The sequence below is a fragment of the Candidatus Halocynthiibacter alkanivorans genome (assembly GCF_003333265.1).
GTDB lineage: Bacteria > Pseudomonadota > Alphaproteobacteria > Rhodobacterales > Rhodobacteraceae > Halocyntiibacter_A > Halocyntiibacter_A alkanivorans.
In genome coordinates this window covers 54,215-79,976 of record NZ_QOLB01000141.1, presented here as the reverse complement: position 1 = coordinate 79,976, position 25,762 = coordinate 54,215, and the positions used below count along the sequence as shown (strand labels likewise).

General features: G+C 59.1%; 21 protein-coding genes and 1 pseudogene. 11 read left to right on the top strand and 11 right to left on the bottom strand.

The window, feature by feature from the left end:
- Position 1 precedes the first annotated feature (1 nt).
- Genes DWA01_RS18715 through DWA01_RS18695 form a run of 5 tightly spaced genes read right to left on the bottom strand, consistent with a single transcriptional unit; the run spans position 2 to position 7,325 of the window.
- Positions 2-1,270: an NAD(P)/FAD-dependent oxidoreductase gene (locus tag DWA01_RS18715; protein ID WP_114287326.1), complete on the bottom strand. Its 1,269-nt coding sequence runs from the start codon at positions 1,268-1,270 to the stop codon at positions 2-4.
- Between the two features lie 54 nt (positions 1,271-1,324).
- Entirely contained in the window at positions 1,325-2,827 is a 1,503-nt protein-coding gene (gene amaB / locus DWA01_RS18710; RefSeq protein ID WP_114287325.1) for an L-piperidine-6-carboxylate dehydrogenase, read from the bottom strand.
- A 16-nt stretch (positions 2,828-2,843) separates the two neighbouring features.
- Positions 2,844-3,881: an ACP S-malonyltransferase gene (locus DWA01_RS18705; protein WP_114287324.1), complete on the bottom strand. Its 1,038-nt coding sequence runs from the start codon at positions 3,879-3,881 to the stop codon at positions 2,844-2,846.
- Entirely contained in the window at positions 3,878-6,094 is a 2,217-nt protein-coding gene (locus DWA01_RS18700; protein ID WP_114287323.1) for a dehydrogenase E1 component subunit alpha/beta, read from the bottom strand. Before DWA01_RS18700 ends, DWA01_RS18705 begins: the two co-directional genes overlap by 4 nt.
- A 10-nt stretch (positions 6,095-6,104) precedes the next feature.
- Positions 6,105-7,325, bottom strand: a complete 1,221-nt coding sequence (locus DWA01_RS18695; RefSeq protein ID WP_114287322.1) for an acyl-CoA dehydrogenase — start codon at positions 7,323-7,325, stop codon at positions 6,105-6,107.
- A gap of 123 nt (positions 7,326-7,448) precedes the next feature.
- Here DWA01_RS18695 and DWA01_RS18690 point away from each other — a divergent pair, with 123 nt between their 5' ends.
- The gene (locus DWA01_RS18690; RefSeq protein ID WP_114287321.1) at positions 7,449-8,357 is read left to right on the top strand and encodes a LysR family transcriptional regulator; all 909 of its coding nucleotides are present in this window, start codon (positions 7,449-7,451) and stop codon (positions 8,355-8,357) included.
- 196 nt (positions 8,358-8,553) lie between these two features.
- The gene (locus tag DWA01_RS18685; RefSeq protein ID WP_114287320.1) at positions 8,554-8,889 is read left to right on the top strand and encodes a hypothetical protein; all 336 of its coding nucleotides are present in this window, start codon (positions 8,554-8,556) and stop codon (positions 8,887-8,889) included.
- A gap of 27 nt (positions 8,890-8,916) precedes the next feature.
- Here DWA01_RS18685 and gmk read toward each other — a convergent pair whose 3' ends face one another.
- A complete protein-coding gene (gene gmk, locus DWA01_RS18680; RefSeq protein WP_114287319.1) occupies positions 8,917-9,561 on the bottom strand; it encodes a guanylate kinase in 645 nt (214 codons plus the stop codon).
- Positions 9,562-9,572: 11 nt separating this feature from the next.
- Positions 9,573-10,463 carry a YicC/YloC family endoribonuclease gene (locus tag DWA01_RS18675; protein WP_114287318.1) on the bottom strand — a complete coding sequence of 297 codons (891 nt, stop codon included), beginning with the start codon at positions 10,461-10,463 and terminating at the stop codon, positions 9,573-9,575.
- A 203-nt stretch (positions 10,464-10,666) separates the two neighbouring features.
- Here DWA01_RS18675 and DWA01_RS18670 point away from each other — a divergent pair, with 203 nt between their 5' ends.
- Positions 10,667-11,461, top strand: a complete 795-nt coding sequence (locus tag DWA01_RS18670) for a PAS domain-containing protein (protein WP_114287317.1) — start codon at positions 10,667-10,669, stop codon at positions 11,459-11,461.
- 196 nt (positions 11,462-11,657) lie between these two features.
- Here DWA01_RS18670 and DWA01_RS18665 read toward each other — a convergent pair whose 3' ends face one another.
- Complete coding sequence (locus DWA01_RS18665; protein WP_114287316.1) at positions 11,658-13,025, bottom strand: class II 3-deoxy-7-phosphoheptulonate synthase; 1,368 nt, start codon at positions 13,023-13,025, stop codon at positions 11,658-11,660.
- A 158-nt stretch (positions 13,026-13,183) separates the two neighbouring features.
- Here DWA01_RS18665 and DWA01_RS18660 point away from each other — a divergent pair, with 158 nt between their 5' ends.
- Entirely contained in the window at positions 13,184-14,212 is a 1,029-nt protein-coding gene (locus DWA01_RS18660) for a GlxA family transcriptional regulator (protein ID WP_114287315.1), read from the top strand.
- Here DWA01_RS18660 and DWA01_RS18655 read toward each other — a convergent pair.
- The gene (locus tag DWA01_RS18655) at positions 14,189-15,274 is read right to left on the bottom strand and encodes a PQQ-dependent sugar dehydrogenase (RefSeq protein WP_114287314.1); all 1,086 of its coding nucleotides are present in this window, start codon (positions 15,272-15,274) and stop codon (positions 14,189-14,191) included. The two genes, DWA01_RS18660 and DWA01_RS18655, sit on opposite strands and share 24 nt — an antisense overlap.
- 262 nt (positions 15,275-15,536) lie before the next feature.
- On the opposite strand from DWA01_RS18655, the gene DWA01_RS18650 reads away from it, so the two are divergent.
- The 6 genes and pseudogenes from DWA01_RS18650 (at position 15,537) to DWA01_RS18625 (ending at position 21,469) form a co-directional block, all read left to right on the top strand.
- Entirely contained in the window at positions 15,537-16,724 is a 1,188-nt protein-coding gene (locus DWA01_RS18650; protein ID WP_114287313.1) for an ABC transporter substrate-binding protein, read from the top strand.
- 117 nt (positions 16,725-16,841) lie between these two features.
- On the top strand, positions 16,842-17,627 hold the full coding sequence (locus tag DWA01_RS18645) for an ABC transporter ATP-binding protein (RefSeq protein WP_114287312.1): 786 nt from the start codon (positions 16,842-16,844) through the stop codon (positions 17,625-17,627).
- Entirely contained in the window at positions 17,624-18,328 is a 705-nt protein-coding gene (locus DWA01_RS18640) for an ABC transporter ATP-binding protein (protein ID WP_114287311.1), read from the top strand. Before DWA01_RS18645 ends, DWA01_RS18640 begins: the two co-directional genes overlap by 4 nt.
- Before the next feature lie 5 nt (positions 18,329-18,333).
- Positions 18,334-19,343 (top strand): annotated as a pseudogene (locus DWA01_RS18635) (branched-chain amino acid ABC transporter permease).
- Positions 19,340-20,674 (top strand): branched-chain amino acid ABC transporter permease, encoded by a 1,335-nt coding sequence (locus DWA01_RS18630; protein WP_114287310.1) that lies wholly within the window; start codon positions 19,340-19,342, stop codon positions 20,672-20,674. The pseudogene DWA01_RS18635 and the gene DWA01_RS18630 overlap by 4 nt, the downstream one beginning before the upstream one ends.
- 210 nt (positions 20,675-20,884) lie before the next feature.
- On the top strand, positions 20,885-21,469 hold the full coding sequence (locus tag DWA01_RS18625) for a transglutaminase domain-containing protein (RefSeq protein ID WP_235008614.1): 585 nt from the start codon (positions 20,885-20,887) through the stop codon (positions 21,467-21,469).
- 135 nt (positions 21,470-21,604) lie between these two features.
- Here DWA01_RS18625 and DWA01_RS18620 read toward each other — a convergent pair whose 3' ends face one another.
- Complete coding sequence (locus tag DWA01_RS18620) at positions 21,605-21,967, bottom strand: hypothetical protein (protein ID WP_136057780.1); 363 nt, start codon at positions 21,965-21,967, stop codon at positions 21,605-21,607.
- A gap of 292 nt (positions 21,968-22,259) precedes the next feature.
- Complete coding sequence (locus DWA01_RS18615; RefSeq protein ID WP_114287308.1) at positions 22,260-23,132, bottom strand: NAD(P)-dependent oxidoreductase; 873 nt, start codon at positions 23,130-23,132, stop codon at positions 22,260-22,262.
- A 98-nt stretch (positions 23,133-23,230) separates the two neighbouring features.
- On the opposite strand from DWA01_RS18615, the gene DWA01_RS18610 reads away from it, so the two are divergent.
- Positions 23,231-25,705 (top strand): penicillin acylase family protein, encoded by a 2,475-nt coding sequence (locus tag DWA01_RS18610; RefSeq protein ID WP_114287307.1) that lies wholly within the window; start codon positions 23,231-23,233, stop codon positions 25,703-25,705.
- The last annotated feature ends 57 nt before the right edge of the window (positions 25,706-25,762 follow it).

Below are 25,762 nucleotides of genomic sequence, written 5' to 3'. Positions count from 1 at the left end.
ATCAGCCGGCCGGCAGGCTGTGTATCAGAGTGGCGCCGGTCTCGTAATATACCGCGCGCAGACCGGCAAAATGTTCGCGGTGGCATTTGATCACCGGCAGCGGCAGTTTTGACGTGTCGCCCGCCAGCACCGCATTTGCCAAAGCAATACCAAAGCTGGTGCCCGGTCCGATGCCACGTCCGGAATAGCCAAATGTGCTGAGCCCGCGCGGCCCCAGCTCCACGGTCTTGGGGATATGATCTGACGTCATCGCGATGCGCCCGCTCCAGCCAAAATCAAGCGGCTGCCCCGCCAGCTGCGGATAAAGCGCGGCCAGTTTGCGTTGCAGATAGGCGCGGTGCAGCCCGCCAGCGACGTGGCTGATATCGCCCATGGCGCCGATGATCAGCCGCCCGGCCTGGTCCAACCGCCATGAATTCATCACCAGCGCGGTATCCCAACAGCCTTCGCCACCGGCAAGAATGTCGCGGCGCAGCGCCCCGGGCAGCGGTTTTGTGGCCAGCTGGCTGAACCAGATGGGCACATATTGCGGCACGGGCGCGCCGGTGTCGCCAAGATGATAGCCATTGGTGGCCTGGATCAGCGCGCCTGCCCGCACCTCACCACCCGGGGTTTTGACGATCCACTGCGCCCCATCATGGCGGATCATCTGTGCCGGCGAATATTCATGTAGTTGCGCGCCGGCCTGCTGCGCGGCGCGCGCCAGGCCCAGACAATAGGCGCGCGGCTGAATGGTGCCGGCGCGCGCGTCATGCAACGCGCCAAAAACGCGCGCGCTGCCGTTGCGCGCCCGGGCCTCATTCGCATCGAGCAATGTCACTGGCGCGCCGGTGGCCAAAAGCTGCCGATGACGCTCCGCAATATCGCGCAGCCCGGCGGCATTGTGGGCATTGTGCAGTGTGCCGTTTCGCGTCGCTTCGCAGTCAATCTGGTATGTGTCGATCAGGCCAAACACCCGGTCAGGCGCCTGACCCAGATCGTCAATCAACTTGGCGCCAGGCCGCGCTCCTATCTGCTGGCAGATCGTTTCCGGCGGCAGCCAGAGCCCCGCATTGACCAGCCCGACATTGCGCCCGGAGCCACCATAACCGATGTCGCGCGCTTCCAGCAGACAGGTCGACGCCCCCTGCTCTGCAGCAGTCAAAGCGGCCGATGTGCCGGTGTAACCGCCGCCGATCACCACCAGATCGCAATCGTGATCGCCCGCCAGCGGCGTGGTGGTGATGCTCTCGGCGGCGCTGTGACGCCACAGGTTGTTGTCCTGGCTCATCAAAGATCTTTCTGTTGCAGGAAGGGGCCTTTCAGCCCCTTCGCAATGTGCTGATCAGATGTCAAACGTTATGCCCTGAGCCAGGGGTAAGTCGCGGGAATAGTTCACCGTATTGGTCTGGCGCCGCATATAGGCCTTCCAGGCGTCCGAACCGCTTTCGCGCCCGCCGCCGGTTTCCTTTTCGCCGCCAAAAGCGCCGCCGATTTCGGCGCCCGACGGGCCGATATTCACGTTGGCAATGCCACAATCTGAGCCCGACGCCGACAGGAACATTTCGGTTTCGCGTACATCAGTAGAAAAGATCGACGAAGACAGGCCCTGAGGCACTTCGTTTTGCAACTCAATCGCCTGGTCCAGGGTGGAATATTTCATCACGTAAAGGATCGGCGCGAATGTTTCATGATGCACGATGGCGCTCTGGGCCGGCATTTCGACAATCGACGGCACCACATAAGCGGCATCCGGCATATTGCCTGTCAGCGTCTGACCGCCGCCATGCACCACACCGCCCTGCTCTTTTGCAGTGATCAGGGCGCTTTCCATGGCGTCCATTGCTGCCTTGTCGATCAGCGGACCGACAAGCGTTTTTGCCGCAAGCGGATCTCCGATTGGCAGACCGCCGTATGCTTTGATCAGACGTGGCACCAGGGTGTCATAGATGTCTTCATGCACGATCAGACGGCGCAGCGACGTACAGCGCTGCCCGGCTGTGCCCACAGCGGAAAAGACCGTCGCGCGCAGAGCCATTTCCAGATCGGCCGAAGGTGCCACAATCATCGCATTGTTGCCGCCCAACTCCAGGATCGAACGACCGAGACGGGCCGCCATGTCCTGGGCCACCGCGCGGCCCATGGGGACGGATCCGGTGGCCGAAATGAGCGCGACATCGCGCGAGGCGGTCAGCGCCTGGCCCAGATCGCGTTCGCCGATGACGATCTGGATCAGACCTTCCGGTGCGTCCTCACCAAAGCGCGCCATCACCCGGTCGCAGATATTTTGCACCGCCATCGCGGTCAGCGGGGTTTTTTCCGACGGCTTCCAAATCACCGGATCGCCGCACACCAGCGCCAGCGCAGCGTTCCAGCACCAGGGCGCCACCGGGAAGTTGAACGCCGTGATCACGCCGCAGGTGCCCATCGGGTGCCAGGACTCGCGCATGGCGTGGCCGGGGCGTTCCGAGGCAATGGTCAGACCATAGAGCTGGCGCGACAGGCCGACGGCAAAATCGCAGATGTCGATCATTTCCTGAACTTCGCCCAGCCCTTCCTGGAGGATTTTGCCGCATTCCAGCGTCACCAGCGCGCCGAGCCGGTCTTTTTCGGACCGCAGCTCCTCGCCCAGCAGACGCACCAGCTCGCCCCGGCGCGGCGCTGGCACGTTGCGCCAGAGTTTGAACGCAGCGGAGGCGGCTTTGATTTTACCATCAACTTCAGTGAGGCTGTGCATTTTCAGCCGGGCGATTTCGCTACCGTCAACGGGGGTGGTGACCACCAGGTCGCCACTGGCAATGACGTCAGCGCCCAGACCGCAGTCGGCCAGAATGTTACTGTAGTTCATGATGCTCTCCTCAGAGTTAGCCGTGTTTATCGCCGGTTACGATGTCGCGTTGCGCCGCAATTCCCATCGACAGGATCAGGGGATCAGCGTCCTGGCGTGCAGAAAAATCATATTTATTGCCCAGCCCGTGCCAGTCACTGGCAATCAGGGTCTGCGCCACGGCGCCGCCCAGCGTGGTGCCCGGGCCCAGGATGATGACCACATCGGGTGCCAGTTCGCGCAGCGCATTGCGCAGAGCGCGGGTGAAATCATAGGGGGTCACGATTTGGCGGCCGAGCGTGTAGCGCCACAGGGCCGCGAGGTCACTGAGTGGCGGTTGCCACAGCGCACCGCGCCCGTCGATCAGCGGGCTGTGCGGTTGCTGCAGCGACAGATGTGCCAGCGCCGATTGCGCCTGCTCTGCCACTGGCTGTTGCAGCGGCGCGTGAAAGCCCGCGTGGTTTTTCAGCCGCATCGGGAAACGCCCCTGCAGGGGATCCAGCCGGGCGGTTGCGGTTTCCAGAGCGGCCTCGGTGCCGGCAAAAACAATCATACCGCCGAGGTCGATCGACAGGTAAAGCCCGTCGGTGTCATCAATCATCTGCATCAGCGCGGCGCGCCGGCCGGGAACCTCGACCCAGTTTTCATCCACCACCGGATAGAGGATCTGGCCACCGATCATGCTGTCATGCATCAGCCGCCCGGTGGTATTGACCAGTTCGAACCCGGCATCCGCCGTCAACACACCGGCGCAGGCCATGGCAACATACCAGCCCATCGAATTGCCGGTAATTCCTACAATATCAAACAGTTGCTGATCAATGCTCATGTAATCAGAATAGGCGCAGCTATAGATCAGCGCCGACGCATTGTCGCCGCGGGTAAAGCGTGCAGCGCTGTAAATTGTGGCACCGTCGAGTTCAGAGACCGGGGTCTCGCCGCTGGCGCGACGCAACGCATCAAATCCGGCGATCAGATCCCGCTTGTCGCCATGGTGCCGGGCCAGGTAGCCAAGTTCCTCTTTGTTATAGGTGCCACGACCGGGGGCGATGACAAGAGCGGATTTCCGGCTCATGATCTGCCTCCGGTATTGCGGATAATATACTGAACTCGTTCAACAATTTCGTCCACACTTGGCAAGGTGGCACCATAGGCGGGACCGGTGGCGATGAAACTGTCTTTGGCGGTGATGCGGCTCACTGGCTGGCTGCTTTGTTCGGTGAACAATGCCATCAAGGCCTCAGATTGCGAACCGGTGTGACGGCATTCATCCACGACCAGGATGTTTTGAGCACCTTTACAAGCACTTATGATCGCATCTTCAGGCAAAGGCGACAGCCACCGCATGTCGATAATGCGGATGTTGATGCCCTGAGCGGCGAGGGTTTTCTGCGCTTTGCGCGACAGGTAGGCGCCATTGCCATAGGTGACGATGGCCACATCTTTGCCGTTACCATGCACACCGATCTGGCCCAGTGGGATGCTATCACTGCCCGACAGTGGATAGTCAAAACACCAACCATTGTCGCCCGCCTCATGCAGGTCGCGGGTCATGTAAAGCGCAATCGGTTCGACAAAAACCACGATGCGCTGTTCTTCGCGCGCCAGGCACACCGCTTCACGTAACATCAGCACCGCATCATAACCGTTTGAAGGCACAGCAAGAATGATACCTGGTATATCGCGCAGAACCGCGAGTGAATTGTCATTGTGGAAATGGCCGCCAAAGCCGCGTTGATACCCAAGCCCGGCGATGCGCAGCACCATCGGGTTGGTATACTGACCGTCTGAGAAGAAAGACAGCGTCGCTGCCTCGCCGCGGATCTGGTCTTCGGCATTGTGCAGATAGGCCAGAAACTGGATTTCCGGCATCGGCAGGAAGCCGTTTTGCCCGAGGCCAATGGCCAGACCGAGGATCGATTGCTCATCCAACAGCGTGTCGATCATCCGGTCCTGGCCAAAACGTTGCTGCAGGCGCTGGGTGACACCGTAAACGCCGCCTTTGTTGCCGACATCTTCGCCGGCCATGACGATGTCCTCATGGGCCAGCATCAGGTCGGTCATCGCCATGTTCAGCAGCTTGGCCATATGCTGCGGCTCTTTCATTGCCCGCATGTCAGGCGCGCCAAAAGTGGCGGCGCGCAGCTCTTCAGAGGGGCCATTTGTCGGCACGCACTCCCGTTTTGGCGGCACGATGGCGGCCATGATCTGGTCCGCATTTTGCAGCCGTGGCCGGGTGATTGCCTGTTCAGCGGCCCGCGCGGTGCGGGCGTCAGTATCGTTGTAAAGCCGCAGCACATCTTCGGTTGAGAGGCCGGCATCCGCCATCACCCGGCGGGCGGAATAAAGCAGCGGGTCATGGGCCTCGGTGGCCTCGACCTCTTCGCGGCTCATATAGGCGGTCTGCACATCAGGTCCGGCATGGCCATAGAGGCGCACGCAATTCATGTGCAGTACTGCCGGTTTACGTTGCGTGCGGATCCAGTCGGCGGCTTCTTTCGCGGCGGTATAACAAGCAACCGGGTCCAGCCCGTCGGCGCGAAAATACTGCAGGCCGGGGCGGTTGGCGAGATTGGCTGCAACCCAGCCGCCGGGGCTTTTGGTGGAGATGCCAATGCCGTTGTCTTCGCAGACAAACATCAGCGGCAGCGGCACGTTTTGCCAGGCAGTCCAGCCAGCGGTGTTGATCGCGCCCTGGGCGGTGGAGTGGTTCAGCGAGGCGTCGCCAAAGGAACACATGGCGATGCTGTCGCAGGGCCATTCCAGGTGTTCCGGCGGACGCCGCGCCGCCAGACCCATGGAATAGGCCGCGCCAACCGCCTTGGGCAGATGCGAAGCAATGGTCGAGGTCTGCGGCGGGATGTTCAGAGCTTTGGAGCCGAGCACCTTGTGACGGCCGCCGGAGATCGGATCATCCGAGGAGGAGGTGAAAGACAGCAGCATGTCCCACAGTGGTGTCTGCCCCGGCACCTGGCTGGCACGGGCAATCTGAAAGGTGGCGCCGCGATAGTGCAGGAAGGCCGGATCGGTGACACGCATCGCCAGCGCGACGGCACCGTTGCCCTCATGCCCTGAGGATCCGATGGTATAGAACCCCTGCCCGCGCGCCTGAAGTTTGCGCGAATGGCGGTCAAGATGACGCGACAGCAGTTGGGACTGGAACAACGACACCAGTTTTTCGCGGCTCATGCCACTGGCGGCAAGGCTCGGCGCACCGTCTGAGACCGGCAGGTTGCCCGCACTGACGCGGTTCAGGAAATTCTGATGAACGATTTCGGCGCGGTCCATGCCATTCCCCTCAGAAAAACGCCTGCAGGCCGGTCTGGGCCCGGCCCAGGATCAGCGCATGCACGTCATGGGTGCCCTCATAGGTGTTCACCGTTTCAAGGTTGATCATATGGCGGATAACCTGGAATTCACCGGAAATACCGTTGCCGCCATGCATGTCGCGGCTGTGACGGGCGATTTCGAGCGCTTTGCCGCAGTTGTTGCGTTTGATCAGCGAGATCATTTCGGGCGCGGCCTGAGCGGCGTCCATCAAACGGCCAACTTGAAGCGCGGCCTGCAATCCAAGGGTGATCTCGGTCTGCATATTGGCCAGTTTCAGCTGAAACAGCTGGGTCTGGGCCAGGGGTTTGTTGAACTGTTTGCGGTCGAGACCATACTGGCGCGAGGCGTGCCAGCAGAATTCAGCCGCGCCCATAACGCCCCAGGAGATGCCATAACGCGCCCGGTTGAGACAGCCAAACGGGCCTTTGAGACCTTCGACATGGGGCAGCAGGGCGTCTTCACCGACCTCTACGCCGTCCATAACAATCTCGCCGGTGATCGAGGCACGCAAGGACAGTTTATTGCCGATTTTTGGTGCTGAGAGGCCGGTCATACCCTTGTCGAGCACAAAGCCCCGGATTTTGCCGCCATGGGCGTCGGATTTGGCCCAGACCACAAACACATCCGCAATCGGAGAGTTGGAGATCCACATTTTGGACCCGGTCAGTTTATAACCGGTGGGCGTTTTTTCAGCGCGGGTTTTCATGCCACCCGGATCAGAGCCGGCGTCGGGCTCAGTGAGGCCAAAACAACCGATCAGCGTGCCGGCGGCGAGGCCAGGCAGGTATTTTTGCCGCTGCTCTTCGGAGCCATAGGCATAGATCGGATACATCACCAGCGAGCTTTGCACCGACATCATCGAGCGGTAGCCGGAGTCAATGCGCTCCACTTCGCGCGCCACCAGACCATAGGAGACATAGCCGGCGCCAAGACCACCATATTGCTCCGGCACGGTGATGCCGAGCAGGCCCATGTCGCCCATTTCGCGGAAGATCTCGGGGTCGGTGGCCTCGTTGGCATAGGCGTCGACGATGCGCGGTGCCAGTTTTTGCTGGCAATAGGCCCGGGCGGAGTCACGCATCATCCGCTCTTCCTCGCTCAGTTGCTGCTCCAGCAACAGCGGGTCCTGCCAGTTGAAGGAAGAAAGTTCGGGCGCGTCTTTGGCTTTGAGTGCAGGTCTGTCGGTCATGATATGTCTTTCGTTGCAACGGGGGCGCCAGGGTCCGGACCGGCGCGGTTGAATCTGTTTTACCCCGAATGGAACGCATGATAAAACGAGATTTATGCATGACTTCATGAGTAAAACGAATAGATGATCGCTCCACGCCGCTTCTTACCCTCGATTTCCTCGCTGCGGGCGCTTGAAGCGCTGGAGCGGTTGGGCTCCGCCACTGCGGTGGCACAGGAACTTGATCTCACGCAATCGGCGGTTAGCCGGCAGTTGCAGGTGCTGGAGGGGCAGATGGGGGTGACACTGATCATCCGCGAGAAAAAGCGGCTGCATCTGACGCCAGCGGCACGGCAATATGCTCAGGAAGTGCGCAAAGCGCTGCAGCAGATCGCCCAGGCGTCGCTGAAGTTGCGGGCCAATCCCGGCGGTGGTTCGCTTAATCTGGCGATCCTGCCCACCTTTGGCATGCGTTGGCTGGTGCCACGTCTGGCCGATTTTGCCCGCTCACACCCGGAGATCACCATCAATATGGCCACAAGACTGGCGCCGTTTGACTTTGACAGCGAAGGGTTTGATGCCGCTCTGCATTTTGGCACCACCGACTGGCCTGGCGCCGGGCATATGAAGTTGAAAACCGAATATGTGATCCCGGTCTGCGCACCGGAGCTATTGCGGTCAGTCACGTTGCGCGGACCAGGTGATCTGTGCCGCCTGCCGCTGTTGCATATTGAAACCCGCCCCAGTGCCTGGGAAAACTGGATGGCGGCCAACGGGGTAGAGCCCGGTCCGCTGACCGGCACGCTCTATGACCAGTTTTCCACCATCACGCAGGCGGCGGTGCACGGTCTTGGGGTTGCGTTGCTGCCGGATTACCTGGTGGAGCGGGAATTAAGCGACGGACGCCTGGTGCGGGCGATGCAGGGACCTGCGGTGAGCCTGGGCGACTACTACCTGGTCTGGCCGGTCGACAAAGCAGCGGATCCGGCGCTGAACTTCTTTTGTGACTGGCTGAAACAGCAGATCAATGTCGAAGATATGCTGCCGCGCTGAGCCAAAGCACTGATCGGGCCGCCTTGGCTACAAACAGAAAGCGCCAGATTAATATGTGAAATGGTTTACTTTACATATTGAAGTCACTCCCGTTTCCAGGTCATATCTCTGACAGCAAAAACTGGTACAGCCATAACATTCCACTTACGGTAACGATATGAAATCAGACGGTAAATTGACTTCGGGAAACAGGATTGTGCTGACCGTACGGGACAATTCCAACCCGGCTGACTTACACCTGATTTTGTCAGGCCTGAGCGATGTCACGTCTGTAAATTATCACGAAATCACCCCTGCACTCCTGACGGAACGCAAGCCGGATCTGGTCATATCTATGGCATTCACGGCGGAGTTTGACTGCCTTGACCTGGCAATGATTTTGCAGGCCAGCGGCTATGCCGGCTGCTATCGCGCGATTGCTGCGGGACTTCCGGTGCCGGCCATGGTGATCAATGAAGTTACTTCGCTCTGCCCGGCGCTGGATTTTGATATTATTGACGCCGCGCCGCAGTCCGCTGAATATATCAACTAAATTGCAGAACGGCTGAGGCGGCCCGGATCAGTCGCGCTGCTCGAATTCTTTGTTCAGCTGGCGCACACGGGCGACAAGATCGGGTTGCTGACTGATGCGCATCCGTTCGGCGGTGACGATGGTTTTCAGTTGTTCAAAGGTCTTGTCCAGATCATCATTGATCAGCACATAGTCATATTCCGGCCAATGGCTGATTTCATCGCGGCTTTTGGCCATACGGGCCTCGATCACGTCTGGCGCGTCCTGCGCCCGCGCAATCAGCCGGCGTTCCAGCTCGGCCATTGAGGGCGGCAGGATGAACACTGACAACACATGTTTGCCCAGCACTGAGTTGCGGATCTGCTGACCACCCTGCCAGTCCACGTCAAACAACACGTCCTGACCGGCGGCAATCGCCTCTTCCACCGGCGCTTTGGGCGAGCCGTAATAATTGTCAAAAACGCGCGCGTGTTCCAGCATTTCATCCGCAGCGATCTGCGCTTCAAACGCGTCATGGCTGCGGAAATAATAATCTTCGCCGTCCACTTCGCCCGGACGCGGTTTGCGCGTGGTGGCGGAGACCGAAAAACGCACCGAAAAATCCCAGTCGCGAAGACGCCGCGACAGGGTGGATTTTCCGGCACCTGAAGGCGAGGACAGGATGATAAGTAATCCGCGACGATCTTTGCTCATGGACCCGGCTCCTATTCGACGTTTTGAACTTGCTCCCGCATCTGGTCGATCACGGCTTTGAGGTCAAGCCCGATTGCGGTCAGAGCTGCGGAACCGGCCTTGGAACAGAGCGTATTGGCCTCGCGGTTAAATTCCTGAGTCAGAAAATCAAGTTTGCGCCCGACGGGACCTTCGGCTTTCAACAGCGCCCTTGCGGCAGCAACATGGGCGTGCAGCCGGTCCAGTTCTTCGGTGATATCCGCCTTGACCGCCAGCAGTGCCAGCTCCTGGGCCACCCGGTCCGGATCGGCTTCAGAAAGCGCCCCAAGTGCCCGCGTCAGGTGTTCGCGCAGACGCGCGCCGAGCATCTGGCGGCGCTCTGCGGCCAGCGCGGTGGCGCGCACAGACAGGGTTTCGATTCTGGCCACCTGATTGAGCAGCACCAATTTGAGCGCCTGACCTTCGCTGGCCCGCATCTCGTTGAACGCAATGATCAGATCTGGAAGCTCTTTTTTCAATGCGGTCAGCAACGCGGCCCCGTCCGCCTCTTCGCGCGGGCCATCCATCACGCCGCGCTGGGCCATCACATCCGCAGCGCTGGCGGGCAGCAATTCAATCCCCTTACGGTTGGCGGCGTCCCGGATCTGATGCAGCGCGGTCAGCACCTGCTCCAGCGCCTCCGGGTTCAGCCCGGGCTGAGACCCGGCATCATCCCGCGCCAGACGCAGATTCAGCGTCACATTGCCCCGTCCGATATTTGCGCTCAGCGCGGCACGCACCAAAGGCTCCAACCCTTCAATCCAGTCGGGCAGGCGCAGGCGCAGATCAAGTCCGCGCCCGTTGACGGCCCGGAGATCCCAGCTCCAGCTAAAACCTGCCGCCTGCCCTTTGGCGGCAGCAAAACCTGTCATCGAATGAACCATAGCGCGTTAACCATTTGTTAGTTTTGTTTCCACAAGAGCGCCCGATTATGACATATTAATGTCTAAGTAAGCATTCTTGCTGAGATAGTTAACAGAAGGTTGCACACTGAACAATGTCTTCGGATTCAGTCACGCAGCCAGGGAAACCCGGTCTGCGCGATATTGCCAGGTGTAAGACTTTTATAATTGGAACAGGTGATGCCATGAAGAACGACAACATGAGCGGAACTAACATTTTCGAGCTGCCCGTCCGCCGCAGCGACAGCAATTTCCCGGCCATTTCGCTGGTTGAAGCCTATTGGCATGGCATTCGCAACAACCGCGCAGTGCCACAGCGCACCGATATCGACCCGCGGGGCCTGAGCCACTCACTGGAATATGCCTTTATTCTGGAGCGCATCGCACCGGGTGTGGCGCGGTTCCGTCTTGCCGGGGCGCATCTGACCGACCTGATGGGCATGGAAGTGCGTGGCATGCCATTGTCGGCGATGTTCCTGCCCGATGCGCGTGGCCGTCTTGGCGAAGTTCTGGAAAGCGTGTTTGCCGATCCGCGTCTTGTCACCATGACGCTGCATGCGGAAAAAGGCATTGGCCGTGGCGAGTTGGAAGCGCAGATCCTGCTGACACCGCTGAAAAGCGATCTGGGCGACGTCAACCGGATCCTCGGCTGTTTCCAGAGCACCGGTGAAATCGGTCGCCAGCCCCGCCGCTTCAGCATTGGCGAAGTGGTTGGCCGCCGCATTCTGACCGATGAAGACCAGACGCTGACCAATGCACGTCTGAGCGCCCCTGCAGCGGTGAAGGAAATGGCGAAACAGGAAACAGACAAGAAACCACGGGTGCCATCGCGCATCCCCCCTGGTTACGCCGAAGCCCGCAAACTTGCCGACGCCAGAAAAATGGCTGAAGCCAAAAAACCGGTGGAGAAATCCGAGGCCCGCCCGCCGCGCGCGGCACCAGGGCGCAGTCATCTGCAGCTGGTCAAATCTGACGACTGAGGCCCGCGGCGCAGGCTGGCAACGGCGCCAGGCGACGCGGCCCGACCCAACGCGAACCAGCTGACGGAGCTGGAAAACTGCGGCAGAAAGCTGACCAGAGACATGGGACAGGAAGCTCCAATCCGGTCTGACACGGAAACAACAAAAAGCCGGGCATCACTGCCCGGCTTTCCTTATTTCAGCGCTTTAAGCCGGCTCAACTTGCTTTGGCGACACCCACTTTGCTTCGGGCGCGCAACTCTTCGGCGACCAGGAAGGCAAGTTCCAGCGACTGAGACGCGTTCAGGCGCGGATCACAGGCGGTGTGATAGCGGTCTGACAGGTCTTCGTCTTTCACCGCACGCACACCACCGGTGCATTCGGTCACATCGGCGCCGGTCATTTCAAAATGCACACCACCAGGTACGGTGCCCTCTGCATTGTGAATGGCAAAGAACTCCTGCACTTCGCGCAGCACACTTTCAAACGGCCTGGTTTTATAACCGCTGGCAGATTTGATGGTATTGCCGTGCATCGCGTCACAGGTCCAGACCACATTGGCGCCTTCTTCCTGCACCGTTTTGATCAGACGCGGCAGATGGTCGCCCACCGAACCGGCACCAAAACGCGCAATCAACGTCAGACGGCCGGCTTCGTTTTCCGGGTTCAACTTCGCCATCAGCACTTTCAGATCATCTGCCGTCGTGGTGGGACCACATTTCAGGCCGATGGGGTTCTGAACACCGCGGGCGAATTCCACGTGGGCACCGTCAGGCTGGCGGGTACGGTCGCCAATCCAGATCATGTGACCAGAGCCGGCAACCGGTTTGCCCGAGGTGCTGTCGATCCGGCACAGCGCCTCTTCATATTCCAGCAACAGCGATTCATGGCTGGTGTAGAAATCTACGGTCTGCAGCGTATGCGCACGAAAACTGTCCACACCAGCGGCGCGCATGAAGTCAAGCGCGTCAGAAATGTGGTCCGCCATTTCGCGGTATTTTTCAATTCCCTGGCCCCGGGCAAAGCCCAGCGTCCAGGAATGCACCTGGTGCACATCCGCATAACCACCCGTGGAGAAGGCGCGCAGCAGGTTCAGCGTTGCGGCAGCCTGGGTGTAGGCCTGCAGCATCCGCTGGGGGTCAGGCACACGCGACGCAGGGTTAAAGTCAAACCCGTTGATGATGTCGCCACGGTAGCTTGGCAGTTCCACGCCCCCGACGGTCTCGGTCGGTGTCGAGCGTGGTTTGGCAAACTGGCCGGCCATACGGCCCACTTTGACCACTGGCACCTTGGCACCATAGGTCAGCACCATCGCCATTTGCAGCATCACCTTGAACGTGTCGCGGATCCCATCTGCGGAAAATGCCGAAAAGCTTTCGGCGCAATCGCCGCCCTGCAGCAGAAACGCGTCGCCGGAAGCGACTTTTGCCAGCTCGGATTTTAAGGTCCGGGTCTCACCCGCAAAGACGAGCGGCGGATATTTGGCAAGCTGTGTTTCAACTGAGTTCAGCGCCGCCTCATCCGTATAGACGGGCATCTGCACTCGTGGCTTGTTGCGCCATGCGGATTTTACCCATTCGTTCATCGTCTTTGCTCCTGTAGGTTAGCGTTATCAGTTGCAAGTTATAGCCATCAAAGCCAGTTGTGCAAACGCTGATTGTGGCGTAACGCGATGCAAATGACCTTGCGCCCTCCGGTCAAACTTGCTTTTGTAATTTACCGCCCTCCAACGGAGTTCCCCGGATGACTCAGACCCGCACCAACCTCCGCCAGAATGAAGAATTTAAACAACGCAAATTTATCTTTGTTCTGTTGGATCAGTTCTCCATGCTGTCCTATGCCAGCGCGATCGAAGCGCTGCGTCAGGTCAACAGAATTTCCGGCAGGGAAGAGTTCCTCTGGAAGATGTATGGCGAAGGTGGCGAAAGCGTCACCTGTTCTGCCGGCACCACGTTTCAGTTGGACGGGGATCTGGAAGAGGTGGGGCGCGAGGACACGATCCTGATCTGTGGCGGCATCAATGTGCGCGCGGTGACCTCTAAAAAGCTTCTGAACTGGCTGCGGCGCGAATCGCGGCGCGGGGCGCGGATTGCCGGGCTGTGTACCGGGTCTTATGTCATGGCCTGCGCCGGCCTTCTGAACGGCAAACGCGCCACCATTCACTGGGAAAACACCGACGGGTTCATCGAAGAGTTCCCCGACGTGGAGCTGACCAAGTCGATCTATACCATTGATGGTAAAATGATGACCTCTGCCGGTGGCACGGCTTCAATTGACCTGTTGCTCAGCCTGATTGTGGATGAATACGGGCTGGATCTGGCCAATACCGTGGCCGACCAGATGATTCACAACCTGATCCGCACGGAACAGGACAATCAGCGCCTGTCGGTGCCGACCCGGATCGGGGTGCGTCATCCCAAACTGGCCGAATCGATCAAGATGATGGAGGCCAATATTGAGGACCCGATCAGCCCGTCCACCCTGGCCTCGGATGTCGGCATGTCGACGCGCCAGCTGGAACGGCTGTTCCGCCGCTATCTGAACCGCTCACCGAAACGCTATTATATGGACCTGCGGCTGCAGAAGGCACGCAATCTGCTGCTGCAGACCGATATGAGCGTGATCAACGTGGCGCTGGCCTGTGGTTTTACTTCGCCGTCGCATTTTTCAAAGTGTTACCGGGCGCAATATGAAACCACACCTTACCGGGAACGTGGTGCCAAAGGCCCGGGCCTGGGCAACCAGGGCTCAGCCCGGCGTCATCCGGTATAGGGCGCCATCGTCAACACTGAGAAACCAGATCGCACCGGACGGGCCTTCGCGAATGTCGCGCACCCGCCCGGTTTGCGGGGTTTTGATACGCGCGACCTCCTGCATCGTGTCGCCGTCCAGCCTTGAGATCATGTCAAACTTCAGCGAGCCGATGAAAAAATCGCCACGCCACTGCGGCCAGAGGCGGCCGGAGTAGATCATCAGACCTGAGGGCGCGATCGAGGGATCCCAGTAAAACGCCGGCTGCTGCATGCCCGGTTTTGCTGTGCCTTCGCCGATTTTTGCACCGGAATAATGCACGCCGTAGGAAATCACCGGCCAGCCGTAATTGGCGCCTTTGCGGACCCGGTTCACCTCGTCGCCGCCGCGCGCGCCATGTTCGTTGATCCAGAGATTTCCCTGCAGGTCCAGCGCCGCGCCCTGGGGGTTGCGGTGACCAAAGGACCAGATTTCAGGCTGCGCGCCCTGCGTGTTGATAAACGGGTTGTCCGCGGGGACAGAGCCGTCCCGGTTGATGCGGATGACAGAGCCGTTCTCGCGGCTGAGATCCTGGGCGGCTGGCCTGTCGCCGCGCTCACCGATGGTCATGAACAACCTGCCGTCCGCCGCTTCCACCAGCCGGCTGCCAAAATGACGGCTGCCGGTGGAGCCGGGCGTCAGTTCAAACAACAGGCGCACATCGCGCAGCCAACGCCTGTCTTCAGACAGCCGCCCCACCGCCAGAGCGGTGCCGCTGCCCCAGCCCTGTGACTTTGAGAAAGTCAGAAACACCTCGCGGCTGGTGGCAAAATCGCGCGGCACCAGGATGTCGAGCAGACCGCCCTGCCCGCGCGCCGCCACGGCGGGCACGCCGCGCACCCGAAATCGCGCACCGCCTGGCGTCACCGACCACAGCGCCCCGGCACGCTCAGTAACCAGCAGCGCGTTGTCCGGCAGAAAGCCAATCGCCCAGGGTTCGTCAAAGCCAGAGGCCATTTGGGTGATCCGAATCGGCGAATCAGTCTCTTGCTGCGCCCATGCCGGCGCGCTCAGCCAAAGCAGGATAGTCAGGATCAGGCGCATCAGATTCTCCTTTTATTACGGGGCGGGTGCGAAAATTATACACCACAAAGTTGTTTTCTCGCTGCATGGAGAGGAAAACCACCGCCTGCGTCACCGATTCGGATCCACCTGACTGCTACGGGAGCCTTATAAATAACGCCGTTTTAACCATATACCGTGCAAAGATAATCTGCGTTTAAGACCGGGCTTCTCCGCTCTTTTCATTTCCAGAACACCGCTTTAACCTCTTGCTCAATACTTCATCCAAACAGGGAGTTGAGTGATGAAAAAACTGCTAATGGCGACAGCCGCAACCGCACTTCTGGCTGCAGGTTCTGCTTCAGCTGAATCCGTAAAAATTGGTATCATTCTGGGGTTCACCGGTCCGATTGAATCGCTGACACCACATATGGGCGGCGCTGCGGAACTGGCGATCAAAGAAGTGTCTGACTCCGGCCTGCTGCTGGGCGGAATGACCGTTGAAGCGGTGCGTGCGGATTCGACCTGTATCGATTCAGGTGCTGCGACCGCTGCTGCAGAACGTCTGATCACGTCTGAAGGCGTTAAAGGCATCATGGGTGCTGACTGTTCTGGTGTGACCGGCGCGGTTCTGGCCAATGTGGCGGTGCCCAACGGTATGGTGATGATTTCGCCATCCGCAACGTCTCCTGCGCTGTCGACTGCGGACGACAATGGTCTGTTCTTCCGCACCTCGCCCTCGGATGCCCGTCAGGGCGCTGTGCTGGCCGAAATTCTGCTTGAAAAAGGCTATAATTCGATCGCACTGACTTATACCAACAATGACTATGGTAAAGGTCTCTCCGACGCGATCGCCACCTCTTACACCGCTCAGGGCGGCACAGTGACCATCACTGCGGCCCATGAAGATGGCAAAGCGGATTACTCGGCAGAGGTTGGTGCGCTGGCATCGGCCGGTGGCGATATCCTGGTTGTGGCCGGTTACGTCGATCAGGGTGGCCCCGGCATCATCCGTGCAGCGCTTGATTCCGGTGCGTTTGACATTTTTGCCCTGCCCGACGGTATGATCGGTGAAGCGCTGGAAAACACATTCGGTGACGAAATCGAAGGCTCAATCGGCACCATCGCCGGCTCCGACAGCCCCGGTGCTGCGACGATGATCGAAATGGCCACCGCGGCCGGGATCACCGGTGAATCCCCCTATGTGTCTGAATCTTATGACGCAGCGGCGCTGATCCTGCTGGCGATGCAGGCCGCCGGTTCGGTGGAACCTGCTGACTATGTCTCCAAAATCGAAATGGTGGCCAATGCGCCCGGCGAAGAAATCTTCCCCGGTGAACTTGCAAAAGCGCTGGAGATCTTGAAAAACGGTGGGGACATCGACTATGTGGGCGCGTCTGCGGTTGAACTGATCGGCCCTGGTGAGTCGGCCGGCTCCTTCCGCGAGATCGAAATCAAGGGTGGCACAATCGAGACGGTTTCTTACCGTTGATCCGGTCCGGATCACCCGAAGCTACATGATAAATCAGAAAACAGCCCGGGTCTGCCCCGGGCTGTTTTTGCAAAAGAACGCAGGTAAAACCTGCCTTGGAAGAGGACCCTGGGACGCATGATTTCTGTTCATGAGTTACACAAGCATTTTGGCGGTTCCCGCGCGGTCGACGGTACCTCGCTGGAGCTGAAAAAAGGGGCGATCACGGGCCTCGTCGGACCCAATGGCGCTGGCAAAACCACCCTGTTCAATGTCATCGCCGGGGTGCACAATCCCACTTCCGGCCGGGTGATGATGGAAGGTGAAGACATCACCGGCCTCGCGCCACATGAGTTGTTCGCCAAAGGCATTCTGCGCACCTTCCAGGTGGCGCATGAGTTCCCGTCGATGACGGTGCGCGAAAATCTGATGATGGTGCCGGACGGCCAGTCGGGCGAAACCCTGTGGAACGCCTGGGTCAATCGCGCCCGCATCCACCAGGAAGAAGCCACGCTGCTGAAAAAGGCCGATGAAGTTCTCGACTTCCTGACCGTTTCGCACCTGAAAGATGAAAAGGCCGGCAACCTGTCCGGCGGTCAGAAGAAACTGCTGGAACTGGGGCGCACCATGATGGTGGACGCCAAGATGGTGTTCCTGGACGAGGTGGGCGCCGGGGTGAACCGCACCCTGCTGAACACCATCGGCGACGCCATCATCCGGCTCAACCAGGAGCGCGGATATACTTTCTGTCTGATCGAACATGATATGGATTTCATCAAACGGCTGTGTGATCCGGTGATTGTGATGGCCGAGGGCAAATTGCTTGCCCAGGGTTCTGCCGCCGAAATCATGCAGAATGAAGCGGTGATTGAGGCCTATCTTGGCACCGGTCTGAAGCAGAAAAAGAAGGGGCCAAAAGCATGAGTTACCTCAATGCAAGCGCCATGCGGGGCGGCTATGGCCCGGTCGACATTCTGCACGACTGCGACCTGAGCGTCGAAAAAGGCGAGATTGCCGTGATTGTGGGCCCCAACGGCGCCGGCAAATCCACTGCGATGAAAGCGGTGTTTGGCATGCTGAAACTGCGCGGCGGATCGGTGACCCTGGACGGGGAGGACATCAGCAAGCTGACACCTCAGGCGCGTGTCGCCAAAGGCATGGCCTTTGTGCCGCAGGTGAACAATATCTTTGCTTCATTGACCGTGGAAGAAAACCTGGAAATGGGAGGTTATCTGCGCCGCGACGACATCCGACCCACCATTGAGCAAATCTATGAGCTGTTCCCGATCCTGCGCGACAAACGTTTTCAGAACGCTGGCGAGTTGTCCGGGGGGCAGCGCCAGCAGGTGGCGGTGGGCCGCGCGATGATGACCCAGCCCAAACTGTTGATGCTGGATGAACCAACTGCGGGGGTAAGCCCGATTGTGATGGATGAGCTCTTTGACCGCATCATCGAGGTCGCGAAGACCGGGGTTTCAGTGCTGATGGTGGAGCAAAACGCCCGCCAGGCGCTTGAGATTGCCGACAAAGGTTATGTTCTGGTCCAGGGCCGCAACGCCTATACCGACACCGGGGAAGCCTTGATGGCCAACCCGGATGTGCGGCGCACATTTTTGGGAGGCTGAGGGATATGGATTTTCTCAACGCAATCGTCGCACTGACCAATTTTGTGCTGATCCCCGGCGCCGCTTATGGCGCGCAACTGGCGCTTGGCGCGCTCGGGGTGACCATGATCTATGGCATCCTGCGCTTTTCCAACTTTGCCCATGGCGATACCATGGCCTTTGGCACCATGGTCACCGTGCTGGTCACCTGGCTGTTTCAAAGCTGGGCATCAGTTTTGGGCCGCTGCCGACCGCGCTGCTGGCGCTGCCCTTTGGCATTCTGGCCACTTCGCTGCTGCTGCTGGGCACCGACAAGATGGTCTATAAGTTCTACCGCGAACAAAAAGCCGCGCCTGTGGTGTTGGTGATTGTCTCGATCGGGGTGATGTTTGTGATGAACGGTCTGGTGCGCTTTATCATCGGGCCGGACAATCAGCGTTTTGCCGATGGTGAGCGTTTCATCATCAAAGCGCGGGCGTTCAAACAGGCGACCGGGCTAAGCGAAGGTCTGGCGTTCAAAACCAGCCAGGGACTGACCATCGTCACCACTATCATCGTGGTTGCGGCGCTGTTCTGGTTTCTGAACAAGACCCGCACCGGCAAATCCATGCGCGCCTTTTCTGACAATGAAGATCTGGCGCTGCTGTCGGGCATCAACCCGGAGCGGGTGGTGATGATCACCTGGATCATCGTGGCCGCATTGGCGACCATTGCCGGAACGCTTTACGGGCTCGACAAATCTTTCAAACCCTTCACCTACTTCCAGCTGCTGCTGCCAATTTTTGCCTCGGCGATTGTCGGTGGTCTCGGCAGCCCGCTGGGCGCGGTGGCCGGCGGCTTTGTCATCGCCTTTTCCGAAGTGACGGTGACCTATGCGTTCAAAAAGGTGCTGACCTATCTGGCGCCCGAAGGGTGGGAACCCAGCACTCTGGTGCAGCTGATGTCCACCGATTACAAATTTGCGGTGAGTTTCGCCATCCTGGTGATCGTGCTGTTGTTTAAGCCAACCGGCCTGTTCAAGGGGAAATCGGTATGACCATTAACTGGAGAAATATCGCACTGTTTTCGCTGGTGTTCGGGCTGATCATTGTGGTCGGTTTTACCGAAAGCTGGAACCTGTCGCTGGGCATCATCAACATGGGGCTGGTCTCGGCCATCATGGCGCTGGGGGTCAATATCCAGTGGGGCTATGCCGGGCTGTTTAACGTCGGCATCATGGGGTTTGTGGCGCTTGGCGGTCTGGCCGCTGTGCTGGTTGGCATGCCGCCGACCGAAGGCGCCTGGAGCGCCGGTGGGCTCAACATCATCGGGGGCCTGCTGTTTGGTGGCGCCAGTGTGGCCGGAGCCGTGGTGCTGTGGAAAAAGATGGCCAAAGGCCTGCGCCGCAACCTGGCGATGATCACCTGGCTGATCGTGAGCTTTATGATTTTCCGCGCCCTGTTTGACGCCGGCGTCAGTGCGGTGGAAGCCATTAATCCGGCGGCGACGGGTTATCTGGGCGGCATCAACGGCTTTGGTGACAATTACCGCGATCAGGGCTGGATCATGTTCCTGGCCTGGCCGGTGGGCGGCGTCTTTGCCGGCGCTGCGGCCTGGCTGATCGGGAAAACCACCCTGGGGCTGCGGTCAGATTATCTGGCAATCGCAACGCTCGGCATTTCCGAGATCATCATCGCTATTCTCAAAAACGAGGACTGGCTGGCCCGTGGCGTGAAAAACGTCGCCGCGATCCCGCGTCCGGTGCCCTATGCGGTGGACCTGCAGAAGTCGGAAGGCTTTGAAGCGCTGGCCACCAGCAGCGGGCTGGATGTGGTCACCGCCTCTACACTCGCGGTGAAACTGTCTTTCACCGGCTTTTTCGTGGTGGTTTTGCTGGCGCTGATCCTGCTGACCGAACTGGCGCTGAAATCGCCCTGGGGCCGCATGATGCGCGCGATCCGCGACAATGAAGTGTCCGCCGCGGCGATGGGCAAGAATGTCACCAAACGCCATCTGCAGGTCTTTGTAATTGGCGCGGCGGTCTGTGGTATCGCCGGTGCGATGATGGTGACGCTGGACGGGATCTTTACGCCGGGCACCTATAACCCGCTGCGCTTTACCTTCCTGATCTGGGTGATGGTGATTGTTGGTGGTTCAGGCAACAACTGGGGTGCGGTTCTGGGTGGGGTCCTGATCTACACCATGTGGATCATGGTCGAGACCTGGGGGCCGGATCTGATGTTCCTGCTGACCTCTGGCCTGGCGGATGATTCCGCGCTGAAAGTGCATCTGATCAACTCTGTCGCCCATATGAGACTGCTGAGCATGGGTCTGATCCTGCTGCTGGTGCTGCGCTTCAGCCCACGCGGTCTGATCCCGGAAAAATAGACCTGTTGCAGATCGAAATGCGAAAACGCCTCCGGATTTCCGGGGGCGTTTTTTTGTGTGCCCGGATCGAAGGCGGGGAGCCAGATTATTGACTTTGGGCCGATGTCCGCTTTGCTGTGGCAGTCTGCTTTTGCCGACTTCGCTGCCAGTGTCAGCATGTTCTTTTCAGATATAAAGTTGTACTTACGAGTCAGAATTATGGAGAGCGTTTTGAATTACAAAGAATTTCTGGAATCAATACTCGATAGCGAGAAAGCAACTACAGTTACTGAAATCTATCACCTAGTTCGCAACATTCCTTACGGATCAAATGGCAACCGTGATCCTCAAGAAGTATACAGAACAAAAGTGGGCTCCTGCTCAGGAAAACACATCTTACTGCGAGACCTGTTGAGGCAGGCAGGGCATCAGGTAGAGATCATTACGATGTTCACCCATTTCAACAAAAGTTGTCCTGTTCACGAAACATACCCGCTTGAACTAATAGAGATCAGCCAAAATTCGGAAGTCCCCGACTTCCATCATTACGTAAGGTTTCTGATTGATGGAATATGGGTCAAGTTGGACGCAACATGGCACGATGCGATGCTTCCTTTCGGCTTTGTTGTCAACAATGAATGGAATGGTGCCGGAGATACGAAATTGGCCTCTGTGCCTCTGCTTGAATATCCAAATGAAGAAGAACTGACTGAGTTTAAGAGAGGCCTGGTTGCCTCATTAAAAGAAGAAGATCGCCAGCTTCGCCTTAAGTATTTTACTTTAGTGACTCGTTGGATTTCCCAGCTGGAAAAGTGAACTGACTTCGGGCTCACAAGAGACCAACGTTAGGTGGAATACGCGCACAAACAAAGGCCCCGGCGCCAATAACGCCAGGGCGTTTATGTGTTCCGGGGGCCGGAATGGGTCGCGGTGTCCGGGGATTTTGCCGCCTTATCGTGATCTGATCTGCCGGGATCTGGCGAGATCCTTTGGCCGTGCGCACAGATCAAAGATATCTGCCAACGCGGCAACTTCCGGTACGAATACAGTTTGATTTCCAACACAAATCGCATTGGGCCTTCCCATGGCGATCTGATGCCAGGCCGGTCCTGATCTGATCTCAAAACTTCCCAGTATCTCGACCTCGACCGGACCAAAGTCGGGACGCAGAAGATACTCCGACCGAAATCGCTCAGATCCCCCGTCAGCCTGATTTTTCAGAGACAATTCACTCATCAGACCGGCGGCTGTCTCGCTTGAAACGATGATATCTATGTCCTTGACGTCACCAACGTCAAAGCCATAAAGCGCCATCGCTGAACCGCCAAAAACCAGCCAGTCCCGACGGCGGGAATTCAGGGCAGCCGCGGCAGCTTCAAGCGTTTTGGCAAGGTCGACATGCAACATGATGCCCGTACGTATATGGTATTTGTGCTTTTCTCACAAACAAAGCTGCACGATGCCCGATCGGGATCAGTAAAGAGCAACGCTGCCTGGGAGACTTGCATATGCAAAGGCCCCGGCGAAATTAACGTCGGGGCCTCTCTGTGTTCCGGTTTCCGGAATGGTTCACCGCGCCGGGGTGCTGTACGGGCGGGCTTTGCCGTCAGCCGGCGGCGTTGAGCCGGGCGATCAGGCTGGAGGTATCCCAGCGGTTGCCGCCCATTTTCTGCACGTCTTTGTAGAACTGATCCACCAGTGCGGTCACTGGCAGGCTGGCGCCGTTGGCGTCCGCAGTGCTGAGACAGATGCCCAGGTCCTTGCGCATCCAGTCCACCGCAAACCCATGTTCAAATTCACCGTCGAGCATGGTTTCAAACCGGTTGGCCATCTGCCAGGACCCGGCAGCGCCCTGGGATATCACTTCAACCACGTCGCGACCGTCAAGCCCGGCTTTCTGGGCGAAATGCAGCGCTTCTGACAAGCCCTGTACCAGGCCGGCAATGGCGATCTGATTGCACATCTTGGTCAGCTGGCCAGCGCCGGAGCCGCCGATCAGACGGCAGATCTTGGCATAGGCTTTGATCACCGGCTCTGCCGCTTCAAACGCCGGCGTGTCGCCGCCGCACATCACCGAGAGCACGCCATTTTCAGCGCCAGCCTGGCCACCGGACACCGGCGCATCGACAAACGAGACGCCCTTGTCGGCCGCAGCCGCGTAAAGTTCGCGTGTCACTGCCTCAGACACCGTGGTGTGATCGACAAAGACCGCACCTGACGCCATGCCCGCCAGAGCCCCGTCGTCGCCAAGGCAGACCGCCCGCAGATCATCATCATTGCCAACGCAGGCCATAACAAAGTCAGTCCCTGCCACCGCCTGCGCCGGAGTGGCGGCAAACCGCCCGCCAAATTCCGCCGCCCAGGCCTCGGCTTTTGCCGTGGTCCGGTTGTAAACACAGACCTCATGGCCCGCTTTGGCCAGATGCCCTGCCATGGGATACCCCATAACGCCCAATCCCAGAAAAGTCACTTTCGCCATGGGTTTCCCCTCCCTGTATCTTGCCGTAAGTTCACCATCAGTCCTAACCGCTTAGCGCGTCAGGTCAATATCACCGATACAAAGGATACCCGACCCCGATGGTCAATATATTTCGCTGGCTGCTGCGGCTAACCACTGCTTTGATCGTGATTGGCCTGATTGCACTGGCGCTGATCTACTGGCTGGCCAGCCGTTCGCTGCCGGATTATTCCGCCAGCCATTCGGTGGAAGGTCTGAACGGGCCTGTCGAGATTGTGCGCGACAACGCCAATGTGCCGCATATTTTTGGCAACAGCGATTCGGATGTGTATTTTGGCCTTGGACTTGCCCATGCCCAGGACCGGCTGTGGCAGATGATGCTGCTGCGGCGCACCGCCCAGGGCCGGCTGTCGGAGATGTTCGGTGACAAAACGCTGGGCGTGGACACCTTGATGCGGCAGTTGGATCTCTACAACCTGGCCCAGGCCTCGGTCGAAGCTCAGACCCCGGAAACCCAGGCGGCATTGCGCGCTTATTCTGACGGGGTCAACGCCTGGCTGAACGAGGTCAATGCCGAAGCGCTTGGCCGCGGGGCGCCGGAATTCTTCCTGTTCTCCAACGCCATTGCGCCCTGGCGCCCCGCCGATTCAATTGCGGTGATGAAACTGATGGCGCTGCAGTTCTCAGCCCAGCTGGAAAGCGAGGTGCTGCGCGCCCGCTTGTCGCTTGCCCTGCCCGAAGCGCGCCTCGCGGACATTATGCCCGACGCGCCGGGCACGGCTGTCACCTCCCTGCCCGGTTACGCCTCGCTGTTCCCGCAGTTTGATCCGGCCGGGTTGTATCAGGCGGCGCTTGCCCAGGGTGAAAGTCTTGGCGATCTGTCGCCCTTTGCGGCACGGGGCCGGGCCGGTGCCTCCAACGCCTGGGCTGCGGCGCCGGCGCGATCCGCCAGTGGCTCATCCTTGCTGGCCAATGACCCGCATCTGAAATTCTCTGCACCGGGCACCTGGTACCTCGCGCGCCTTGAACTTGGCAGCGGTGGCGTGATTGGCGCCACAGTGCCGGGCATCCCGCTGGTGTTGGCCGGGCGCAGCGAAGTGTTTGGCTGGGGGCTGACCTATTCTTATCTCGATGATCTTGACCTGTATGTCGAAAAACTGAACCCGGACAATGCGGGCGAAGTTCTGACGCCTGACGGCTATCAACCAATGCGGCGCAAAGCCTCCATCATCCAGATCAAAGACCAGGCCCCTCAGACCATTGAGCTGCGCTGGACGGACAACGGGCCGGTGCTGCCGGCGCAATACCTCGACGTGGGCAGTGTGACCCCGCCCGGCCATGTGATGAGCGCAAGCTGGACCTTGCTGAGCGACAGTGACACCTCCATGTCTGCTGCCATGGCGCTGATGACGTCAAAATCAGTTGCTCAAGGCATCAGCGCCGGCGAGAAATTTGTCGCACCGGCGATGAATATCACCATGTCGGACCGCGAAAACGTGGCAATGAAAACCTTTGGCTCCATGCCCATGCGCAACGTAAATCAACAGGGCCAGGGCCGGCTGCCAAGCCCGGGCTGGATTGCCTCCAACCGTTGGCAGGGCCGTTATGACTATGGTGCCAACCCCGAGTTTAGCGCGCCGGAAGGCGGCATTCTGGGCAATACCAACAACAAGATTGTGGAAAAGCCCTTTCCGGAGAATTTCAGCTGGGTGTGGGGTGATACGCAGCGGATACAGCGCTGGGAGAAGCTGATGCAAAACCGCGAGGTGCATACGCGCGAAAGTTTCATCGAAGTGCAGCTGGATACCGTCAGTGTCACGGCGCGCACCCTGTTGCCACTGGTCGGGGCGGATCTTTGGTTCACCGGATCGGCCGCAGCGGAAGGCACTCCGGAGCGGCGGCGGAAAAAAGCGCTGGAACTGCTGGCGGCCTGGAATGGCGACATGAATGAGCATCTGCCCGAGCCGGTGATTTATTCGGCCTGGATGCGGGCGCTGCAGGACCGCCTGATCCGAGACGAGCTTGGCCCGTTTGCGCGGAACTTCACCCAGGTCGAGCCGCTGTTCATTGAACGGGTGTTCCGCGATGTGAACGGCGCCTCAGCCTGGTGTGATGTGCGTCAGTCGGCCCCGGTCGAGAGCTGTTCTGAAATGGCTCGCCAGGCGCTGGATGACGCGCTGTTGTGGATTGACGAAAACATGGGCGGCGAACTGGAATCGCTGCGCTGGGGCGATGTGCATGTGGCCACCCATGACCACCCGGTGCTGGGCAAAACCCCGGTGCTGAAATGGTTTGTCAACATCCGCCAGTCCACCTCGGGCGGCGACAATACGATGATGCGGGGCGTGAGCTCGGGTGAAGGCGAAAATCCCTATGCCAACGTGCATGGGGTCAGCTATCGAGGTGTCTATGATTTTGCCGACCCGGACAGTTCGGTCTTTGTCATCCCCACCGGGCAATCGGGCAATCCGCTCAGCCGGTTTTACGATGATATGGGGGAGCTGTGGCGCCGCGGTGAATATGTGCCGATGTCGCTGGACCCCGATCTGGCGCGCGCCGCTGCGGTGGGCATCACCACCCTGACGCCCAAATAAGAAAAAGCCCCCGGTACCAGATGGTCCGGGGGTTTTTTTGATCTGCCATGATCTGAA

What these genes read in the sequence shown, in the direction of transcription:
- DWA01_RS18700 (WP_114287323.1), bottom strand. Translation starts at nt 6,094, where the DNA reads ATGGACCGCGCCGAAATCGTTCATCAGAATTTCCTGAACCGCGTCAGT.
- DWA01_RS18610 (WP_114287307.1), top strand. Translation starts at nt 23,231, where the DNA reads ATGGTCAATATATTTCGCTGGCTGCTGCGGCTAACCACTGCTTTGATC.
- DWA01_RS18650 (WP_114287313.1), top strand. Translation starts at nt 15,537, where the DNA reads ATGAAAAAACTGCTAATGGCGACAGCCGCAACCGCACTTCTGGCTGCA.
- DWA01_RS18715 (WP_114287326.1), bottom strand. Translation starts at nt 1,270, where the DNA reads ATGAGCCAGGACAACAACCTGTGGCGTCACAGCGCCGCCGAGAGCATC.
- gmk (WP_114287319.1), bottom strand. Translation starts at nt 9,561, where the DNA reads ATGAGCAAAGATCGTCGCGGATTACTTATCATCCTGTCCTCGCCTTCA.
- DWA01_RS18630 (WP_114287310.1), top strand. Translation starts at nt 19,340, where the DNA reads ATGACCATTAACTGGAGAAATATCGCACTGTTTTCGCTGGTGTTCGGG.
- DWA01_RS18620 (WP_136057780.1), bottom strand. Translation starts at nt 21,967, where the DNA reads ATGGCGCTTTATGGCTTTGACGTTGGTGACGTCAAGGACATAGATATC.
- DWA01_RS18670 (WP_114287317.1), top strand. Translation starts at nt 10,667, where the DNA reads ATGAAGAACGACAACATGAGCGGAACTAACATTTTCGAGCTGCCCGTC.
- DWA01_RS18695 (WP_114287322.1), bottom strand. Translation starts at nt 7,325, where the DNA reads ATGACCGACAGACCTGCACTCAAAGCCAAAGACGCGCCCGAACTTTCT.
- DWA01_RS18640 (WP_114287311.1), top strand. Translation starts at nt 17,624, where the DNA reads ATGAGTTACCTCAATGCAAGCGCCATGCGGGGCGGCTATGGCCCGGTC.
- DWA01_RS18660 (WP_114287315.1), top strand. Translation starts at nt 13,184, where the DNA reads ATGACTCAGACCCGCACCAACCTCCGCCAGAATGAAGAATTTAAACAA.
- DWA01_RS18675 (WP_114287318.1), bottom strand. Translation starts at nt 10,463, where the DNA reads ATGGTTCATTCGATGACAGGTTTTGCTGCCGCCAAAGGGCAGGCGGCA.
- DWA01_RS18705 (WP_114287324.1), bottom strand. Translation starts at nt 3,881, where the DNA reads ATGAGCCGGAAATCCGCTCTTGTCATCGCCCCCGGTCGTGGCACCTAT.
- DWA01_RS18615 (WP_114287308.1), bottom strand. Translation starts at nt 23,132, where the DNA reads ATGGCGAAAGTGACTTTTCTGGGATTGGGCGTTATGGGGTATCCCATG.
- DWA01_RS18665 (WP_114287316.1), bottom strand. Translation starts at nt 13,025, where the DNA reads ATGAACGAATGGGTAAAATCCGCATGGCGCAACAAGCCACGAGTGCAG.
- DWA01_RS18645 (WP_114287312.1), top strand. Translation starts at nt 16,842, where the DNA reads ATGATTTCTGTTCATGAGTTACACAAGCATTTTGGCGGTTCCCGCGCG.
- DWA01_RS18690 (WP_114287321.1), top strand. Translation starts at nt 7,449, where the DNA reads ATGATCGCTCCACGCCGCTTCTTACCCTCGATTTCCTCGCTGCGGGCG.
- amaB (WP_114287325.1), bottom strand. Translation starts at nt 2,827, where the DNA reads ATGAACTACAGTAACATTCTGGCCGACTGCGGTCTGGGCGCTGACGTC.
- DWA01_RS18655 (WP_114287314.1), bottom strand. Translation starts at nt 15,274, where the DNA reads ATGCGCCTGATCCTGACTATCCTGCTTTGGCTGAGCGCGCCGGCATGG.